Genomic DNA, 18473 nt, shown 5'->3' with positions numbered 1-18473 from the left:
CCCCGGCGAGGCCTGCTACTCCACCTTTACGGAAGAACAGACTGGCGAGCGGTGGAATGCTCTATTCACCGCCGTCACCAAGACACCCGGCGAGCCACCGAAATTCTGAGACGACATGCAAGGGACAACAAGCACATGGACACCAGAAACAACCCCGCACGGATCGGCCGATTCGCGCTATGCGCCCTCATCGCCGCCACTGCGCTGACGGCGTGCACCAGGCATGTCAGCCGCGGCATCGCCCCGGACGCACAGGCGGATGAGGTGGTCTTTCCGTCCACCGACAGGATCGTGCTGAAGGAAGGCACCTTTCCCAACGTGGCCAACCTGCGCCAGATTGGTCCGGGCGTCACCAAGGACCAGTTGTACGACCTGATCGGACGTCCGCATTTCCGCGAAGGCTACGCCGCCCGTGAGTGGGACTACCTGTTCCACTTCCGCCAGGGCGCCCAGATCGTCACCTGCCAGTACAAGGTGATCTTCGACAAGGACTACCGCGGGCAGGCCTTCCATTGGTCGCCGGCCGGATGCGCCGACATGCTGAAGACGGATGCTCCGACGGCCGGCGAACCGGAGCGCTTCGAGCTCTCTACAGATGCGCTGTTCGCCTTCGGCCGATCCGATCTGGAGGATATCCAGCCGCAGGGCCGCGAGGCGCTCGTCGCCATCGCCAGCCAGCTGAAGGAGGCCAGGGCGACGATCATCCAGGTGGTGGGGCATACCGACCGCATCGGGAGCGATGCGGACAACCAGGCGTTATCGCAACGCCGCGCACAGACCGTGCGCGAGTTCCTGATCCAGAATGGCGTGGCGGCAGATGGCCTCAGCGCGCACGGGGTAGGGGAATCGGAACCGGTGAAGCAATGCCCCGATTCGCTGTCGCACAGCGAGCTGGTGGCCTGCCTCCAGCCCAACCGTCGCGTCGAAGTGCTCGTCATGGGATTCCAATAGCACCGCGATGCTCGCTTCAGTGCACGCGCGGTATAGAACTTTGATCGGAGTAGTCGAATGAAAAAGTTTGTATCTGCAATCGGAATTCTGCTGCTGCTGGCAACGGGCTTTGCGGCCGCGCAACAGCCACCGGCCACGCCTCAGGCGGCGGCGCAGTCAGCCGCCGGAGCGATCGAACCCAATGCGGTTCGCGATGCGGCCCAGCGTGTCGCCATGGCGATGGATGCCGGACAGGCGGCGAAGCTATGGGATGAGGCCTCCGTCGTCACCAGGAAATCGGTGACCCGCGACGCGTTCATCGCCGGGATAAGCAAAGCGCGCCAGCCGCTGGGCAAAGCGACCGGCCGCAACTGGGTTTCGGTGCGCCGCCAGGCAGGCGACGGCAAGGTGTTGCCATCGGGCCTGTACGCATCGGTCGAGTTCCTGGTCGAATTCTCCGGTAAGCGCACGATGCGCGAACTGGTGTCGTTCCGCCTGGACGAAGACGGTACCTGGCGTTTCTCCGGATATGTGGTACAGCCGTAGCTGTCAGGCGAAGCCGACGGAGCGAGAGCGCCTTTTGCGGCCGGACTTCCATACCGGTGTCAGCGGCCGCGCGCTTGCGCGTATTCCGCGCCGGGGCGCACCCGCTCCGGCGCCAGCTTCTGCCGTGTGATTGCGACCTCTCCCATTCCAATCCACGCAGCGAAGGCCCCGCAGTGCGGGGCCTTCTTTCTCGTCGGAAGCGGGTGTAGGCGCACCGCTTCAGCGCGACCGCGGGCTCGCGCAAATCCAAGGGTGTTTGACTGCAAACCGGTCCTAACGCTCGTCGCAGCGCTTGCGGCATATCTGGTTGTAGCTCGGACGGGACCCCGGTAGCCGGATCTACCCGTACCGGCCTTCCAGAATCTGGTGTCCTTCTTGCGGCCACGCGAGCCCGTCGGCATCAACACGCTGCTTCCATATTCCTTCCACCGACCCGTGAGCGCTCCCAGCACCGGCCCGAGCCCGGGTGCCTTCTGCGTGATTTCGTATACGACGCGAGGCGGTGCGCTGGCTCGGCGCTACGGTCCGAGCTGATCGAGGGCGTTCTTTATCCGGGTGTGGAGCGCCTTGATCTCGTCTTCCGGGCCCACCTGGGTGTGCTCGTGCTTGCCCATCAGTAGTATCCGGATTTGATGGTGCCCGGCATCGCGTTGGCTTCTTTGCACACCGGACAGGAGGCTGATGTGGGCGGCATTGACGTAGGTATCATTGCCGAGAGAGACGAACATTGGCGTACTCCAGGGAGGAAGTGAGGCGCTAGCTTGCACGTTCCGTGTCGCATGGGGCGTCACATGGCTTCAACTCGACACGATCACGCGCGGGCGGTCGTTGGGCGTGTCGCCTTCGATATGGGCCGACGGTGGTTGATCGTATGCCTTTCGTCTGAGCCTGGACGACACAACCTGTGCGGACAACTCTGTGAGCGAACCTGAAACAGGCGTCGAATACCCGGTCGAACGCACCGTCGGCTTCGCCTTGGCGCTGCGCGTCTGGGCGAAGATCGGTCTGCTGGGCTTCGGCGGTCCCGCCGGGCAGATCGCACTGATGCATCGCGAGCTGGTCGAGGAGCGGCGCTGGATCAGCGAGTCGCGTTTCCTGCATGCCCTGAACTACTGCATGTTGCTGCCCGGTCCGGAAGCGCAGCAGCTCGCGGTGTACATAGGCTGGTTGATGCATCGCACCTGGGGCGGTGTCATCGCCGGTGTCCTGTTCGTGCTTCCGGGCGCCGTCGTGCTCGGCTTGCTCAGCTGGCTTTACGTCAGCTACGGCACGGTGCCGCTGGTCTCGGCATTGTTCTTCGGACTGAAGGCGGCGGTGCTGGCGGTGGTGGTCGAAGCGGTCCTGCGCATCGGTCGCCGGGCCTTGAAGACGCGCTTCCTGGTGGCCGTTGCGGCCGGGGCGTTCGTGGCGATCTACGCGCTGCAGGTGCCGTTCCCATGGATTGTGCTCGGTGCGGCGATCGTGGGGCTGGTCGTTTACCGCTGGCTGCCGACGTGGTTGCCCGTGGTACAGATCAAGACCGAGGAAGGCGACCTGCACTACATCGTCGATCGGCAGTTGGCGCGCGGTGACATCAGGCACCTCCGACCGTCCTGGACGCGGTCCGTGCGCACCACCCTGGTGTTGGCGGTGCTCTGGTTCGCGCCAGTCCTGCTCGCGGCCTGGTGGCTGGGGCGCGATCACGTCATCGCACGGGAGGGGATGTTCTTCAGTCAGGCCGCGGTCGTGACCTTCGGCGGCGCATACGCCGTGCTGGCTTATGTCGCGCAGCGCGCTGTCGAGGACTTCGGCTGGTTGCGCCCGGGCGAGATGCTCGACGGCCTGGCCCTGGCGGAGACCACGCCGGGGCCGTTGATCATGGTCCTGCAGTTCGTCGGTTTCGTGGCCGCCTACCGCCATCCCGGCGTGCTGGATCCTCTGACGGCCGCCGTGTTGGGTGCGGCAATGACCACGTGGGTCACGTTCGTCCCCAGCTTCCTTTTCATCTTCGTCGGTGCACCCTACATCGAAGCGCTGCGCCGACGCCGCGAATTGCATGCGGCGTTGTCGGCCATCACCGCAGCCGTGGTGGGCGTAGTGCTCAACCTCGCGGTCTGGTTCACCCTGCATACGGTGTTCGGTGCCATGGCCACACGGCAGCTGGGGCCGCTTTCGCTCGAAGTGCCGGTTTTAAGTTCGATCGAACCCGGAGCGGCCTTGTTGTCCATCGCAGCGATGGTCGCAATGTTGCGATTCAAGCTGGGTCTTGGCTGGACGCTGCTCGCCAGTGCGCTGCTTGGCGGCGCCTATTGGTGGTTTCAAAACGGGCAATGACACACGAAGATCTGCTTTCTGGCTGTATTAGTTGAGCGCTGTGGTATCAGCTGACCGCCAGTCTGTCTGTAGGAAAACTCCGCCAGAAAGTGGCAGTGCGTCAAATCACTTGCCAGAGCTCGTCAGGCGATGTATGGGGCTGGCGAGCGGTTCGAGCGATGGGTTCACTGACGGCGGCTTCATTCGCGACACTGTCGGTGCAAGACCGAGCGTGGTTCCGACATCGGGTTAAACGGTCAATTCGATCCGCAGCAATAGCCGCGAGGCCTAGAACTGACTGCCGAAAGTGAACTGCAGCCGTTCAATTTCATCATCTTCCTTTTGCCGGATCGGCAACCCGTAGCTGATCGAGATCGGGCCCATGGGCGAGCGCCAGCGCAGGGAAAGACCCGTCGACGCCCGAATCTCGTCGCTATCAATGGTGTCCGTGCCAGCGAAGACATTGCCAGCGTCCAGGAACCAGGCCAGCTGTGTTCCGTGCGCGGCCTTTCCGAACAAGGTTGGGACCGAAAACTCGAATCCTCCCAGTATCTTTATCTGCCCGCCAGTAGGACGGCACTCGTCGTAGTACGTCACGTACTCGCAAGGCCCCAGGGTGTTGTCGCGGAAGCCACGCAGCGAGCCGGAACCGCCGGCGTAATAACCGCGATAGAAGGGATAGCCGATCCGATCGCCGTCGCCGTATGTATCGCCGTACCCCAGCTCCGTGCGGGTCAGCAGAAGAGTAGGGCCCATGCGCCAGTATCGGCGAATGTCCAGGTCGACCTTGTAATAGGTAACGTCCGAGCCAGGCAGGGCAATCTCGCTGGACACGCCGTAATAGACGCCTCCCGTTGGCGTGAGCACGTCGTTGCGCGTGTCGCTGGACCAGCCCGCTCGCAGGGCCCAGCTGTCGACGCGGTTGCTCCCCAGGTTATCCAGGAATTCGAAATAGGAAGGCGGGTAATAGCCTTCGGTGAGATAGAACGTTCGGGTATCCCACCCGAGGCCTAGCGTGAAAGCGTTGTCTTCCGATAGCGGGAATGTCGCAGTCGTGCTGATCGAACCCTGCCGCGAGTTGTAGCTGCTTTCATCATCGCTGTCGTACTGCGTCCTCGACCAGCTGACCCCATAGCCGAATCCCACGCCGAGATCGTTGAGATAGGGCTCTGCGACGTTGAAGCCATACCGTTCGGAAGAGGCGCTCCGTGTCAGGTTCAGGCCAAAGGTGCGGCCGGTTCCGAGGAAATTCCGTTGGGTCACACTCAGCGACGCCGTGAGGCCATCGTCCTGCGAGTATCCCAGGCCAGTCTGGAACTCGCCGGAGGAAGTTTCCTTGACCGTGTACACCACGTCCACCTGATCGTTGCGATCGGGCAGCCGTTTGGTCTCGACATCGACGGATTCAAAAAGCCCAAGGCGCTGCAGCCTGACCTTCGAGCGGTCGATCGCGGCCTGCGAGTACCAGCTCGCTTCGAACTGGCGAAGCTCCCGCCTGAGAACCTCTTCGTTGGTGCGGTTGTTTCCCTCGAAGGAGATCCGGCGAACGTTGACCCGCGGGCCTGGGACGACCTGAAGATCGATGGACACGGTCTTCTTATCGCGTTTGACGTCTGGACGCGGATTGACCTGCGCAAACGCGTAGCCAATGTTGCCCAGGGTGGCAGTGATGGAGTCGGAGGTCAGTTCAAGCAGGCGACGGGAGAAGATCTGACCTTCCCTGACCAGCACCAGCTTCTGCAAGTTCTCCTTGGCGAGCACGGTATCGCCCGTCAGCCGCACCGAGGAGACCTCATATTGATCGCCCTCGCTGACGCCGGCAGTGATGAACATATCGCTGCGACCTGGGCTGATTGAGACCTGGGTCGAGTCGATACTGAAGTCGACGTAGCCGCGGTCGAGGTAGTAGTTGTTAAGCTTTTCGAGATCGCCGGAAAGTTTCTCTCGCGAGTACTGATCGTCGCGGCGGTACCAACTCAGCCAGTTGTGCTCGCTGGACTCCCAGGTGCCGATGATGTCTTCGTCGGCAAACTTGTCGTTGCCTACGAGATTGATGTGCTGGATACGGGCGGCCTTGCCTTCCTTGATGCCGATCGCGACGTCAACGCGATTGCGATCCACCAGCGCCACGGCCGGCGTGATCTCCACGTTGTACTTGCCGCGGTCCTGATACTGTCGCAAGAGTTCCTGGTGCATCTTGTCGAGGACGAAGCGGTCGAAGGTATCGCCCTCGGCCATGCCGACTTCCTTCAGACCCTTCATCAGGTCCTCGGTCTTGATGTCCTTGTTGCCGGTTACCTTCAGCGTGTTGATCGCCGGGCGTTCCTGCACTGTAATCACGAGGATGTCGCCCTGGCGATCCAGGCGGATGTCCTCGAAGAATCCGGTCTTGTAGAGCGCCCGGATCGCTGCGGCGGCCTTGGTCGAATCGAGAGTGTCGCCGCGTTCGATGGGGAGATAGGTCAGGACGGTGCCCATCGCGATGCGACGCAGGCCATCGACGCGGATATCGGAGACGACGTGCGGCGCTTCCTGCGCATGCGCGACGCTGAGGAACGAGTACATCACGGCGGCGAGGAGAAGCCTGCGGGGCGGCCGAGACGATGCCGGCCGCATCATGCCTCACTGCTCTCGATGGGGGCGGGCCAGCCGGCGCCCAATGCTTCGTACAAGTTGACCAACGCGCGATAGCCGCGCGCGCGCACTTCGATCTCGCGATCGCAATGGCCGTGATGAATGCAGTTGGCCTCGAGCAGCGCTTCATGATCTATTTGTCCCGCACGCATCTTCTGCACTAGGGCGTTCGCCCGGCTGCTCGCGGAAAGCGCCGCGGCGCGTGCCGGGCTCGATTCCCCGATCGCCGATGTCAGTGCGGCTAGCGCGCGTTCGACTTCACAAACCGCCCAATCGAATGCCTGCTCTCGGCGAATCGCGTTGGCCCGGACCCGATGCTCATCCTGGTTTTCCGGCCGCGGGGGTTGTAGTGCGATTGCCAGCAGATCTGGGCGACGTAATTGCAGTGCGTCGGGTCCGCCGGATGCCGGCATGGTCGATGTCGCCGACGGCAACAACCGCCCATCAACCCGAGCCAGAACGAGGTCCAAAGGCTCGCCGACCAGCCAGGCGAGCCCGGCCGCCGCTGCATCGCGGTCGCCCTGTAAGCGCACCCGATGCAGATGCAGTTCGGGCAGACTGGCGGCCTGTGCCGAATGCACCCCATCGCAAGCGCGATCTACCACGGGAACGCGTCCCCATTGCAGCAATGCGCTCTGATGGTGAATGGCGATGTCGACGCAAAGCAGTCGTTCTTGCGATGCCAGAATGTCGAAATACGTGCGCACGGTGGCCGCCACGAGGCGGACACGCAGGGTATGGAACAGCGTCCAGGCCTGGAGGCACTCCGGATGCGTCGCCATCTCCTCCAACGTCCCGGTGAGTCCGGCGCATGCCTGGGCAACGCGCAATGCCGCCAGGGACAGCTCGGCATTCTGTTTGAGGCACGCCTCGACGAAGCGATCCAGCACCGCATCGTCGAATGTCTGCCACCACGCCTGCAGCGCTGCCTCGTCCGCATCGTGTCGGGTTGCGTTGTAAAACAGCCTGCTGGGCTGGATGGGGCGAGAGTCGGATCCTGGTCGCCCGGGAAACCCGGTGGCAAAGGTGCCGCGATGAAGCGGAGTGGGGTTGCTCATGGTAAGGCTCTGGCAAGAATGGCGCCGGCTGCTGGGTAGTAGCCGGCGAACGCGCGACCGGATGCGTGTCGGCATGCGGTGGCGCTGCAGGAGTTGTTGGCGGAGCAGAATCTGCGGCGCGGTGCTAAGGCGGTATCGTGGTCTGCACGCGGTTGTAGACACGTTCCATATCCAGGCCGCCGGGTATGGGTATCCGGCCTCCAGCTATGTGCGTGCGTATGCGCAGCTGCGTGCCGTCGGACTCCAGCGAGTAGGTGTGAGTGACAGCGACGCCATCATTCGTATGGAACTCGACGACGAGACCACCCGATGACAGCATCGCGAGTGCCGTGAGGCCGTCATCGCCGAGATCCACCGCGCCGCGGTTGTAAGGCAGGATCACGGCATGGTCCAGGTCCTTGCCCATCGCGATCATTCCTTCGTCCCGGAGGATGAAGAGATCTCCCTCGAGGGGCGCGGCGAAATCCATTTCCGGACGTAGCAGGCCCACCGCGTTTGGCGCCGGCATCTCGGGCATGTCGGGCGGCGGTCCTTTCGGACCACCACCGGGCATGCCGCCACCGGGCATGCCGCCACCAGGCATGCCTCCGCCTGCGCTCGGGCCGCCGCCAGGCGGGCTAGCTGGCGGCCCCAGCTTCGCCATGCGCGCACGCATCTGCTTGCGCAGTGTCTTTGCTATTTTTGCGTTAGCGGCGTTATCCGGAGTCCATCGGCCGCTGTAACCCGCCGCGTGCACAACTACCGCGGGTAGGTCGCTCGGCTCCGTGTCTGCGAGCCCTGGTGCCGGAAGCAGCGCGACGACAAGACATAACAAGAGCAGGGTCGCGGGTACGGTGCGGGCCTCATTCCTCGGGTAGGTGCGTGGATGCCAGATCGTCCTGTTGGCTCGAGGATGCCCGCCCGCCCTGGCGGCCGGGCTGTCGATGGCTGGCGCCGCGATCCGTGACTTGGAGGCCGTGATCATCAAACGATGCATCTGGGAGGAGGGGCCAAAGCGTCGCCGAAAGCAGCGTCAAGTGCGGTGTGCTTCGGTCCAGTTGGGTAAGCGTAGGTAAAGATCTATCAGCCGACAGCTGCGGTACAGGAAACTGACCTGTCGGCGAGCGGAAGTGTCTGCACGGCAATCGAGCGGTCTGCGCTTCTGGTCCCGTGGTGTCGGTGGCGACGGCGCAATACCTGCGCGCAGATGCGATCTCTCCCGGATGAATTCGGCGTGGACTGCGGGTGTGGCCCTCGAACCGGATCGAACCGATTACGACCCGACCGGGCTGGGCTGTGGAGTGCGTCGACGGCCGAGCTTCAAGCGGGCCCACTCCAATGCGTCGTCGACGTATGTGAACACCACTGGGATCACGAGCAGACTGAGCATGGTCGAAGTGATCAGTCCGCCAATGACTACGATCGCCATGGGCTGCCGGAAGCTTGGCTCGGCACCCAAGCCCAGCGCGTTCGGCAGCATGCCGGCCCCCATTGCGATCGTCGTCATGACAATGGGGCGGGCGCGCTTGTGACAGGCGTCGATGAGCGCCTCCATGCGACCCATCCCGCGCTCGCGTCTGGCCATGATTGCGTACTCGACCAGCAGAATGGAGTTCTTGGTCACGATACCCATCAACATCAGTACTCCGATTACGGCGGGCATCGAGAACGACTGGCTTGTGAGCCAAAGCGAAAACAGCGCGCCCGCCAGCGCCAGAGGTAGCGCGCAGAGGATCGTGGCCGGCTGCAGGAAGTCGTGGAACAACAGCACCAATACGGCATAGATGCAGAAGATACCGATCGCCATCGCGACCCCGAAACTCTCGAAGAGTTCGCTCATTCGCTGCAGCTCCCCCTGCTCGACCAGATGGACGCCGCTGGGCAGGGCATTGAGAGTCGGCAGCCGCATGGCCTCCCTTTCCACCTCACCCACCGAGCGACCGTTCAGTTCGACGCTGAGCACGACATTGCGCGAGCGATCCAAGCGCGCGATCTGCGACGGACCGCTCCCCATCGAGACGTTGGCGACGGATCCCAGGCTGACAGTGCCTTGGCTGCCCTGCACACGAAGCTGCGACACCGAACCGAGGTCGTCCCGGATGGCTGGATCCATGCGAACACGAATCGGAATCTGGCGCTCGGGCAGGTTGAGCTTCGGCAGGGTGGTCGAATAGTCGCCGTAGGTCGCCAGGCGCACCGCATCGCCCAGAGCTTCGGAAGTAACCCCCAGCGAAGCGGCTCGGGCATCATCCGGAGAGATCTGGATCTCCGGGCGCTGCAGGGCAGCACTGGAGGTCACGTTTCCGATTCCCTTGAGCGTGCGCAGTTCGGCTTCGACCTTCATCGCCGTCGTGGCCAACACCAATGGGTCATCGCTGGCTAGCGTGATGCCCAGCGTCTCGCCGCTCGCGCCGCTGCCTACCGCAATGCGGGTTCCAGGCAGGGCGCGCAACAGATCGCGCATTCTCGCCTCGATCTCCGACTGCTTGAGATCTCGTTCATCACGAGGTACGAGGTCGACCGTCAGCGTTGCGCTGGTGACGTCGCTTGTGGCGCTGGCGGACAAGCCGCCGCCACTCGTGGCCGTACCCGCGGCGACGAAGACGCTGCGCACTTCCGGCAACGACCGCAACAACCTAGCGGCCCGCTGGCTCGTCGCCGCAGTGCTCTCGAGCGTGCTCCCCGGCGGCAGCGTCAGTGTCACCTGGGACTGGGCCTGATCCTTGTTCGGAATGAAGCCCGTGGGCAACATCGGTAATACGGCCAACCCAAGAACGAAGAACGCGGCCGCGCCGATCACCGCAGTCCGACGCCTCGCCAGGGCCGTGCGTACCCATTGGAGATACCGCGTCATGATCGAACCATCGATCGCGGCATCGTCACCGGGCTTCGCCGGCTTGAGCAAGTACGCTGCCATCATGGGCGTCAACAGACGCGCGACCAGCAGCGACGCCAGTACAGCGACGGATGCGGTCACCCCGAATTGGCGGAATATCAGCCCCGGGATGCCACCCATGAAGGCCGTAGGAAGGAACACTGCAACCAGGGTGAACGTCGTGGCGATGACGGCAAGTCCGATCTCGTCGGCCGCCTCCATTGCGGCCTGGTAGGGCGTCTTGCCCATCCGAAGATGTCGCTCGATGTTCTCGACTTCGACGATCGCATCATCCACGAGGATGCCGATTACCAGCGACAGCGACAGCAACGTGATCGTGTTGAGCGAGTAGCCCGCAAGCGCCATGAAAAGGAAGGTGGGAATGATCGACAGCGGAAGCGCGGTTGCGGAGATGAGGGTGGTGCGCCAATCCCGCAGGAACCACCAGACCACGACGATGGCAAGGATGGCGCCCTCGATCAGGAGCATCATCGAGTCCTGGTAGCTTTCCTCGATCGGTTCGACAGTGTTGCTGGCTTCGGCGATGCTTACTTCCGGATGATCCTTGGCGAAGGTCTTCATGGCCATCCGCACATCGCGGCTTACGCCGACGTCGGAATAACCGCGCGAGCGGGTAACCTGGAAGCCGATAACGGGCTTTCCGTCGCGGAAAGCCAGAGTGCTGCGTTCGGCGTGATCGTCGGTAATACGGGCGACCTGGTCCAGGCGCACATAGCGTCCGTCGCTGAGCGGTATGGCGATGGCCGAAACTTCGGCGGCGGTGCCTACCGTGCCTATCGTGCGTGTCGACTGCCGCTGCCCACCTACCGTGCCCTGGCCACCGGAGCTGTCCCTCTGCACCGCCTTGAGCTGACGCGAAACGTCGGAGGGAGTCACGCCGAGCCCGGCCATCAATGTCGGATCGAGATCCACATGCACCTCGCGATCGACGCCTCCCACACGCGCTACCGAAGCGACGCCCTTGACTGCGAGCAGGGCCTTGGACACCTTGTTGTCGACGAACCAGGACAGATCCTGTTCGTCCAGGCGGCTCGACGCCACCGTGTACGTGAGCAGCGATCCGCCGGCCGCGGTCAGTTTCGACACGGTGGGTGCCGCCATGCTGCTCGGCAGCTCGGCGCGGGCGCTATCCACCGCGTTCCGGACTTCGCTGAGCGCTTCCTCGCTGTCCTTGTCGAGCTCGAAGCTGACGCTGATGCTGACCGCGCCGTCCGTGATCGTCGTCGTTATGTGGTCGAGTCGCGTGAGCGACGCCAGCTTGTCCTCGATCTTGCGTGCCACCTCGGTTTCCAGCTGCGACGGCGCGGCGCCTTCCAGGGCCGCCGACACCTGGATGGTGGGCAGGTCCATGTCCGGGAAATCCTGGATGTCCAGTCGCTGGAAGCCGATGAGGCCCAGCACCGTCAGCAGGATGAACAGCAGAACCGATGGGACGGGTTTGCGGATGGACCAGGCGGAGAAGTTCACGGCGTGGCCTTCGCTTGGCGCTGTCCGGCCACGGTGACCTGCGCATTCTCGGAGAGGAAGGCGCCACCGCTGGCCACGATCCGTGTCTTCTCCTCGATGGGGGTAAGGATCTCGACGCGATCGCCCTGGGTGCGCCCGGTGTCTACCGCCTGACTACTGACCTTGCCTCGAGCATCGACTGCAAAGACGTAGGAGCGGCCGTCACGCGGCACGATGGCCGACTGCGGCAGCGTCGCAGCGGACTTCGTTCCGAGCGTTATGGTGCCGCTGGCAAACATGCCCGATCGTGCAGCGCTATCCGTGGGCAGGCTGACATAGACGATGGCGCGTCCGGTCTTCTCGCTGAGCGTCGGCCCCACTTGCCGAACCTCGCCCTGCACCTGCGTGCCGCCGGGCAGCACCACATCTGCCGACTGCCCGATGCGCACCAGACCCAGCTGGCGCGCGTCCAGCTCCGGTCGCCACTCGATCCGGCTCTTGCGCACGAGCCTGAATAACTCGGAGCCGGCATTGACGACATTGCCAAGCACCGCCGACTTGGACGAGACGAAGCCGTCGTCGGGAGCGAGGATGCGGGTCTGTGCGAGCTTCAGCCGGGTGCTGCCCACGTCGGCCTGCGCCGACGACAATGACGCACGTGCCGTGGCTTCGTTGATCCGGTATTCCTCCAGCTGTTGCTCGGACAGGGCGCCGCTGTCTCCCACGACTTTGGCGCGCTTTAGGTTTGATGCTGCCTGTTCAAGCGCAACCCGTGCCTGTGCGAGCGTGGCTTCCTGCTTGCGTAGCTCCATGCGGACGCTGTCATCGGCCAGGCGCGCGAGCACCTGGCCCCGCTTCACGCTGGCACCGACGTCGACCAGAAGGTCGGCTATGCGCAGTCCGCCGGTTTCCGGACTGACGATCACCTCCTGCCATGCGGTGATCGGGCCGGTGGCTTCCACTGTCTGCGGCCACGCCTGCTTGTCGAGCCCGACGACATTGACGGTCAGGGCGCTTGAGGCGCTGGGTTCCACTTCAGGCTGGCTGTCGGGCACCAGCAGCCAGAGGCTCAGGCCCAGGAGTGCCACAACCGAGACAAGCGCGCCGATACGAAGCTTCCGATTCAAGATTCAGTCCTCAATGGGGGCTCGTTGCCTGGCCATCGTCTCCGGCGGGAGGGCCGGCGTGCCGGGTAGCCAGCCGCCGCCCAATGCCTTGTAGAGCGCGATCCAATAGGCGACGCGGTCGCCTCGCAACGTGATCTGCTGGATCTCGGCGGAGAGCGCCGTCCGTCGTGCTTCTTCGAGCGTAAGGAGGCTGTCGCGTCCGGCGCGCCAGCTCGCCTCGGTGGCTTCGAAATTGCGACGGTATTCCCGCGCCGCGGTGGTCGCGTCGTCAGCCCGGCGGCCAGCGCTATCGAGGTTCACCAACGCCTGTTCGACTTCCTTAACCACATTGCGGACACCCTGCCGATAGTCGGCCAGTGCCGCCGTGTAGCTGGCGCGGGCGCTGTCGACGGCGGCGCGGCGTTTGCCGCCATCGAGGATCGGAAGCGACAGCGATGGCCCGAACGACCAGGAGTTCGCGGAAGAAGCCAGATCGCTTGCCGATACGGTGATGGAGCCCGACAACGACAGGCTGGGGTACAGATCGGCCTGCGCCACACCGATCTCCGCGCTGGTCGCTGCAAGTTCCCGTTCCAGAGAGGCAAGGTCGGGGCGCTGTCGCAGGACCTGCGCCGGAACGCTTTCGACTTCCAATGCCCCTGGTTGCGGGAGTTCCGTGCCAGGGGCGGCCATCAGTTCGCGCAGACCGGATTCGTCAATGCCGGTGAGGCTCACCAGGGATTTCACCAGCAGATCGCATTGGGCGCGCTGCAGGACCAGGCTGGATCGGGTGCTGGCGGAACCTGCGAGGGCGAGTGCGCCCTCCGAGGGAGACCGCAGGCCGGCCTCTACCAGCGAAGCGATCGCCTTTTCTGTCCGCAGTATGGATGTCAACTCGCTCTGGTATGTTTCGGCGAGTAGAGCGCAGGCCCGATACTTAACGTACGTATCGGCGACTTCTGCGGCCAGTGAGACACGGGCTTCGTGCCAGTCGCCCACGCGGGCATCCACACGCGCCTGCGCGGCCTCCGCGCTGCGTCGGACTTTGCCGAAGAGATCGAGTTCCCAGGACGCATCCATTCCAGCACTGCGAGCGTTGGAGGCCGCAGATGTACCGCTTTGCGCGGACTGCCTGCTACGGCTGGCGGAACCTGCCGCAGTCACGGCAGGAAGGCCGCTGGCCTCAGCGGAAGTAAGTGTGGCGCGGGCCTTTTCAATATTCGCCCATGCCTTTGCAAGGGAGGGACTATCGGCCTCGGCGGTCGCCACCAACTGGCCCAGTAGCGGGTCATCGAACTGGCGCCACCATTCGTTGATGGCGGCAACGCTGCCGTTATGCGGTAAAGCTGCGCTCCAGGAAAGCGGCGCCTCAGGAACCGGTTCACGGTAGTCGGGACCGGCCGCGCAAGAGGCGAGCACCAGAATCAGGCTCGCCATCCCCGCGGCACTGCGAAGGACGAATGCCTGCATGCGCACCACACCGAGCGAAGTGTCGGGGCATCGTAGATACCCAAACCGTTCGCTGCCGTTCGGTGAGGTTAAGTTGGGTAAAGTCTCTCGAAAATGGATGTTTTTCGTCGAGCGTGCGTAGATACTGCCAGCATGGTCAAGGTCTTGCTTGTCGACGATGACGTCGACCTCACCGCTCTGCTCTCGCAGTATCTGGTGCGGGAGGGATTCGACGTGACCACGGTCCGTGACGGTGAGGCCGGGGTCACGGAGGCGATCTCCAACGATTACGCGATCGTTGTGCTGGACATCATGATGCCGCGCGTTTCGGGTATCGAGGCGTTGCGCCGCATCCGGGCCGTCAGTGCGGTCCCCATCCTGATGCTCACCGCCCGGGGCGACAACATCGATCGTATCGTCGGACTCGACATGGGCGCCGACGATTACGTGCCGAAGCCCTGCACGCCCGGGGAGCTCGTGGCGCGTATACGCGCGATCCTGCGGCGTGCGGAGGGGCGCGGACCGGCAGGCGCCGCCAGTGCCCAGCGTCTGCTGCAGGTTGGTGATCTCTCGCTATGGCCGGGAAGCCGGCGCGCGACCTGGCGCGGCGCGTCTCTGGAACTCACCGGAACGGAGTTCCGTCTGCTGGAGGTCCTTGCGCGACATTCCGGGCAACTGGTCAGCAAGCAGGACATTTCGCTGCAGGCGTTTGACCGTCCCTTGGCCCGGTTCGACCGTCGCATCGACGTGCATATCAGCAGCATCCGTCAGAAGCTGGGCACCCGGCCGGATGGCCAGCCCTGGATCCAGAGCGTGCGGGGGCTGGGTTACCAGCTCCTGGAGGACTGACATGTTCAGGTGGACACCCGGACGGCTGTTCTGGAAGCTGGTGGTTGCGCTGTGGATCAGCATGATCCTGTCGATCGCGGTCGCAGCGACCTATTTCTATCTGACAGGTCAAGCGCCGCCACCACCGCGCGACGGAATCGAGCGAATCGGCGTGTTGCCGCTGGCACCTCTGGTGTCGGCTGGCATCGCGATTCTTATTACGGGGCTGGCGCTGGCCTGGTATCTGTCGCGTCCACTGCAGCACTTGCGTTGGGCGCTGCGTCGGATGGCCGAGGGCCGTCTCGATACGCGCGTGCGGCCGCTGATGGGTCGTCGCAGCGACGAGATCGTCGATCTTGCGCACGATTTCGATCGTATGGCGGTGCAGCTGCAGCAGCTCACCGAGTCAAGAAGGATACTGCTCCACGACATTTCTCACGAGCTGCGCTCCCCGCTGACCCGCATCCAGGCGGCGATCGGTCTATTGCGACAGGACCCATCCCAGAGCGACGCGATGATCAGCCGCATCGGGCGCGAGAGCGAACGGCTCGATGCACTGATCGAGGAACTGCTGACTCTGCACCGCATGGAAGCGGGCGAAGCGGTCCGCGAGCGCGTGGACATCATCGAGCTCCTGCACGCGATAGCAGAAGACGCCGATTTCGAAGCGCGCGCCTCCTCGCGCTCGGTGACGATCGAAGCTCCTGGTCAGTTCGTCGCGAACGTCAATGGCGATCTGATCTATCGGGCGTTCGAGAACGTGATCAGGAATGCCGTCAAGTTCAGTCCTGAGGATGCCGTCGTAGAGATTCAGTGCCAGGTGACGGATAACGGCCGCATGTTGAAGACGACGGTGCGTGACCGCGGTCCTGGGGTTCCGGAGCACATGCTGGAGGCAATATTCCAGCCATTCATCCGCGTGGAAGGCAGCGAGCCCGTGCATGGAGCAGGTCTGGGACTTGCTATTGCACTGCGAGCCATCGAGATGCATGGAGGTCACGTCAGGGCCTGTCGCCGGGCGGGAGGTGGGCTCGAAGTGCTGCTCACGCTCCCGTTGCACCTTGAGTCCTGAGGCCCGGTTGGTGGTGCCACAAGTGAGGTAGATGCGGATGCCACACAAGAGTGGCTGCGCCCATAGCTGCCGCTTGATATCTGCCTGTTCGCTTCATCTGAAATGTGCGATCAGCAGCTCGGTAAGCACGCGGATCTTGCGCGCTGGGTGCTGGCCGGGAGGACGCACGACATGGATGCCGCCTGCGGGTGCCGGATAGTTCGTCATCACCGCGACCAGCGCGCCGGATGCCAGATGCTCCTCGACGAGGAAGTCCGGAAGCACGGCGATGCCGAGCCCGGCGACGGCCGCAGCAGCAAGGGCGACGCCGTTGTCCGCCTTGAACCGGCCCTGTGGATGAACCGTGATCGTCCTGTCGCCATCGGTAAAACGCCAGCTTTCCGTGCCCTGCATGAGTGCTTGGTGCGCAAGGAGTTGTTCCGGCGTCTCGGGTGCGCCATGTACCCGGACATAGTCCGGGCTCGCGACGAGCTTACCGTGGAGCGGCGCCACGCGACGCGCGATCAGGTTCGAGTCGCTGAGGTAGCCGACACGGATTGCGCAGTCGAATCCCTCCGCCACGATGTCGACGAAGCGATCGGTGTAGCGCGTATGCACGTGCAGGAGCGGGTGCCTCAGCGCCAGCTCGGCGAGCACGGGCGCCAGGTGGGTCGGGCCGAATGTCAGTGGCGCTGCGATCCGCAGCAGCCCGCGCAGGTCGCCGGCAGGCAGGATCGTTTCGCGCGCAATGTCCATCTCCGTGCAGATCCGTGCGGCGTGCTCGCGGAAGACGGTGCCTGCCTCGGTCAGGGCGGCGCCGCGGGTGGTCCGGGCGAGCAGCTGGATGCCGAGGTCGGCTTCCAGCCGCACCAGCCGCCGGCTGACGATCGACTTCGACACGCCAAGCCGGCGGGCGGCGGGGGATACGCCGCCCGCATCGGCGACCTCGACGAAGGTTTGCAGGTCCTCGATTTCCATGGGCGTTCCTGTTTCCGCGACACACCAAGACGCAACTTGGGGCTAGCGTACTAAAAGCCGGGACTCCAAAGTCTCCTGCGAGCGGCGTCGTCCCGGGCGCCCACCGAACTTGCAGGAGATTTGCCATGAGCCATGCCGCCGGTGTCTGGACTTACGAACAGGTCGCCCTGGTCCTGATCGACTACCAGAAGGAGATGTTCGAGAACATCCGGTCCGAAACCACCCCGGACCAGGTCGAGTTGAACGTCCGTCTGCTGATCAAGGCAGCGAAGGCGTTCGACATTCCCGTGGTGCTGAGTACCGTCGGGGTCGAAATGGGCGTGAACGGCCCGACGCGGAAGTCGATCCAGGATGAGTTGCCGGGCGTCACGGTGATCGACCGCAGCTCGATGGACGCCTGGGAAGACGCGCCATTCCGCGCCGCCGTCGAGAAGACCGGGCGCAAGCGGCTGATCTTCGGGGCCCTGTACACGGAGATTTGCCTGGCCTTTCCGGTGGTCGACGCCATGCGCGATGGCTATGAGGCCATGTTCGTCGTGGATGCCGTGGGGGGTATGTCCCAGCTCGCGCATCGCACGGCGATCGAACGCCTGACCGCCGCCGGCGCGATCCCGAACACGTCCCTCGCCCTGGTCACCGAACTTTTCCGCGACTGGAAATCTCCGGTCGCCGACAAGGCGCGGGAGATCGTCAAGTGGTACCTGCCCGAAGCACAAAAGCTGTCCGCCTGAGCGGCGAGCTCCCATACGAAGGTCCTGAAATGAACACGAATGTTCCCCTGACGGTCGAGCACAGCCGAGTGCTCACGTACGTTTCCTGGGGGCTGCGAATTCTCGCCGCAGCCGCATTTCTTGCCGCTGGCGGCGCGAAGCTTGCAGGCGTGCCGATGATGGTGGCGGTCTTCGACCAGATCGGCATCGGCCAATGGTTCCGTCTGGTCACCGGCCTGGTCGAAGTCGTCGGCGCCATTGCTCTGCTGGTTCCGGCGACTGCCGCGTTCGGTGGCTTGCTGCTTGCCGTCACCATGGTCTTTGCGGTCATGACGCACCTCTTCGTCACCGGGGGCAGTGCCGTCCCTGCCGTCGTGTTGTTCCTGATCACGGCGACGGTTGCCTGGCTGCACCGCGCCCGCATGGTCGCGACACTGCGCCGTTTGCGTGCGACCCGACTCGACGGCCGTTAGGAAGGCTCCTTTTCGACCGATTGCCCCCGTTCCCTCAATCGGATCGGTCGCCGGTCCGGGCTCTCGATCATTCGGTCCTCACGGGCACCGGCGCTTA

The 18473-nt window shown here is 63.9% G+C and carries 15 protein-coding genes; 7 read left to right on the top strand and 8 right to left on the bottom strand.

What is annotated here, in order from left to right; translation table 11 throughout:
• The first annotated feature begins 135 nt into the window (after positions 1-135).
• Entirely contained in the window at positions 136-951 is an 816-nt protein-coding gene (locus MC375_RS01560) for an OmpA family protein (protein WP_242101522.1), read from the top strand.
• Positions 952-1008: 57 nt separating this feature from the next.
• Positions 1009-1476: a DUF4019 domain-containing protein gene (locus MC375_RS01555; protein WP_242101521.1), complete on the top strand. Its 468-nt coding sequence runs from the start codon at positions 1009-1011 to the stop codon at positions 1474-1476.
• Positions 1477-1994: 518 nt separating this feature from the next.
• Here the strand turns inward: MC375_RS01555 and MC375_RS01550 are convergent.
• Entirely contained in the window at positions 1995-2204 is a 210-nt protein-coding gene (locus tag MC375_RS01550; protein WP_242101520.1) for a hypothetical protein, read from the bottom strand.
• Positions 2205-2394: 190 nt separating this feature from the next.
• On the opposite strand from MC375_RS01550, the gene chrA reads away from it, so the two are divergent.
• Positions 2395-3789: a chromate efflux transporter gene (gene chrA / locus MC375_RS01545; protein ID WP_242101519.1), complete on the top strand. Its 1395-nt coding sequence runs from the start codon at positions 2395-2397 to the stop codon at positions 3787-3789.
• Between the two features lie 267 nt (positions 3790-4056).
• Here chrA and bamA read toward each other — a convergent pair whose 3' ends face one another.
• The 6 genes from bamA to MC375_RS01515 form a co-directional block, all read right to left on the bottom strand.
• Entirely contained in the window at positions 4057-6384 is a 2328-nt protein-coding gene (bamA, locus tag MC375_RS01540) for an outer membrane protein assembly factor BamA (protein ID WP_242102924.1), read from the bottom strand.
• Complete coding sequence (locus tag MC375_RS01535) at positions 6384-7460, bottom strand: hypothetical protein (protein ID WP_242101518.1); 1077 nt, start codon at positions 7458-7460, stop codon at positions 6384-6386. The genes bamA and MC375_RS01535 overlap by 1 nt, the downstream gene beginning before the upstream one ends.
• Positions 7461-7584: 124 nt before the next feature.
• Complete coding sequence (locus MC375_RS01530; RefSeq protein WP_242101517.1) at positions 7585-7977, bottom strand: hypothetical protein; 393 nt, start codon at positions 7975-7977, stop codon at positions 7585-7587.
• A gap of 735 nt (positions 7978-8712) precedes the next feature.
• Positions 8713-11802 carry an efflux RND transporter permease subunit gene (locus MC375_RS01525; protein ID WP_242101516.1) on the bottom strand — a complete coding sequence of 1030 codons (3090 nt, stop codon included), beginning with the start codon at positions 11800-11802 and terminating at the stop codon, positions 8713-8715.
• Positions 11799-12908 carry an efflux RND transporter periplasmic adaptor subunit gene (locus MC375_RS01520; RefSeq protein ID WP_242101515.1) on the bottom strand — a complete coding sequence of 370 codons (1110 nt, stop codon included), beginning with the start codon at positions 12906-12908 and terminating at the stop codon, positions 11799-11801. The genes MC375_RS01525 and MC375_RS01520 overlap by 4 nt, the downstream gene beginning before the upstream one ends.
• Positions 12909-12911: 3 nt before the next feature.
• Positions 12912-14357 carry an efflux transporter outer membrane subunit gene (locus MC375_RS01515; protein ID WP_242101514.1) on the bottom strand — a complete coding sequence of 482 codons (1446 nt, stop codon included), beginning with the start codon at positions 14355-14357 and terminating at the stop codon, positions 12912-12914.
• A gap of 132 nt (positions 14358-14489) precedes the next feature.
• On the opposite strand from MC375_RS01515, the gene MC375_RS01510 reads away from it, so the two are divergent.
• Positions 14490-15185 carry a response regulator transcription factor gene (locus tag MC375_RS01510; protein ID WP_242101513.1) on the top strand — a complete coding sequence of 232 codons (696 nt, stop codon included), beginning with the start codon at positions 14490-14492 and terminating at the stop codon, positions 15183-15185.
• A gap of 1 nt (position 15186) precedes the next feature.
• A complete protein-coding gene (locus tag MC375_RS01505; protein WP_242101512.1) occupies positions 15187-16236 on the top strand; it encodes an ATP-binding protein in 1050 nt (349 codons plus the stop codon).
• A 93-nt stretch (positions 16237-16329) separates the two neighbouring features.
• Here MC375_RS01505 and MC375_RS01500 read toward each other — a convergent pair whose 3' ends face one another.
• A complete protein-coding gene (locus tag MC375_RS01500) occupies positions 16330-17193 on the bottom strand; it encodes a LysR family transcriptional regulator (RefSeq protein WP_242101511.1) in 864 nt (287 codons plus the stop codon).
• A 125-nt stretch (positions 17194-17318) separates the two neighbouring features.
• Between MC375_RS01500 and MC375_RS01495 the strand changes: the two genes are divergently transcribed.
• Both MC375_RS01495 and MC375_RS01490 read left to right on the top strand, forming a co-directional pair.
• The gene (locus MC375_RS01495) at positions 17319-17924 is read left to right on the top strand and encodes an isochorismatase family protein (RefSeq protein ID WP_242101510.1); all 606 of its coding nucleotides are present in this window, start codon (positions 17319-17321) and stop codon (positions 17922-17924) included.
• 29 nt (positions 17925-17953) lie between these two features.
• Positions 17954-18376: a DoxX family protein gene (locus tag MC375_RS01490; RefSeq protein WP_242101509.1), complete on the top strand. Its 423-nt coding sequence runs from the start codon at positions 17954-17956 to the stop codon at positions 18374-18376.
• Positions 18377-18473 lie beyond the last annotated feature (97 nt).

The sequence above is a fragment of the Lysobacter sp. M2-1 genome (assembly GCF_022662495.1).
In the GTDB taxonomy this organism is placed as follows: Bacteria; Pseudomonadota; Gammaproteobacteria; order Xanthomonadales; family Xanthomonadaceae; genus JAKPBU01.
This window is presented reverse-complemented; position numbering and strand designations above follow the sequence as displayed.

Bases quoted from the DNA above. Each gene is read 5' to 3' on its own strand.
- MC375_RS01530 (WP_242101517.1), bottom strand. From the start codon at position 7,977: ATGCCCGAGATGCCGGCGCCAAACGCGGTGGGCCTGCTACGTCCGGAA.
- MC375_RS01510 (WP_242101513.1), top strand. From the start codon at position 14,490: ATGGTCAAGGTCTTGCTTGTCGACGATGACGTCGACCTCACCGCTCTG.
- MC375_RS01550 (WP_242101520.1), bottom strand. From the start codon at position 2,204: ATGTTCGTCTCTCTCGGCAATGATACCTACGTCAATGCCGCCCACATC.
- MC375_RS01505 (WP_242101512.1), top strand. From the start codon at position 15,187: ATGTTCAGGTGGACACCCGGACGGCTGTTCTGGAAGCTGGTGGTTGCG.
- MC375_RS01500 (WP_242101511.1), bottom strand. From the start codon at position 17,193: ATGGAAATCGAGGACCTGCAAACCTTCGTCGAGGTCGCCGATGCGGGC.
- bamA (WP_242102924.1), bottom strand. From the start codon at position 6,384: ATGCGGCCGGCATCGTCTCGGCCGCCCCGCAGGCTTCTCCTCGCCGCC.
- MC375_RS01495 (WP_242101510.1), top strand. From the start codon at position 17,319: ATGAGCCATGCCGCCGGTGTCTGGACTTACGAACAGGTCGCCCTGGTC.
- MC375_RS01535 (WP_242101518.1), bottom strand. From the start codon at position 7,460: ATGAGCAACCCCACTCCGCTTCATCGCGGCACCTTTGCCACCGGGTTT.
- MC375_RS01560 (WP_242101522.1), top strand. From the start codon at position 136: ATGGACACCAGAAACAACCCCGCACGGATCGGCCGATTCGCGCTATGC.
- MC375_RS01515 (WP_242101514.1), bottom strand. From the start codon at position 14,357: ATGCAGGCATTCGTCCTTCGCAGTGCCGCGGGGATGGCGAGCCTGATT.
- MC375_RS01490 (WP_242101509.1), top strand. From the start codon at position 17,954: ATGAACACGAATGTTCCCCTGACGGTCGAGCACAGCCGAGTGCTCACG.
- MC375_RS01555 (WP_242101521.1), top strand. From the start codon at position 1,009: ATGAAAAAGTTTGTATCTGCAATCGGAATTCTGCTGCTGCTGGCAACG.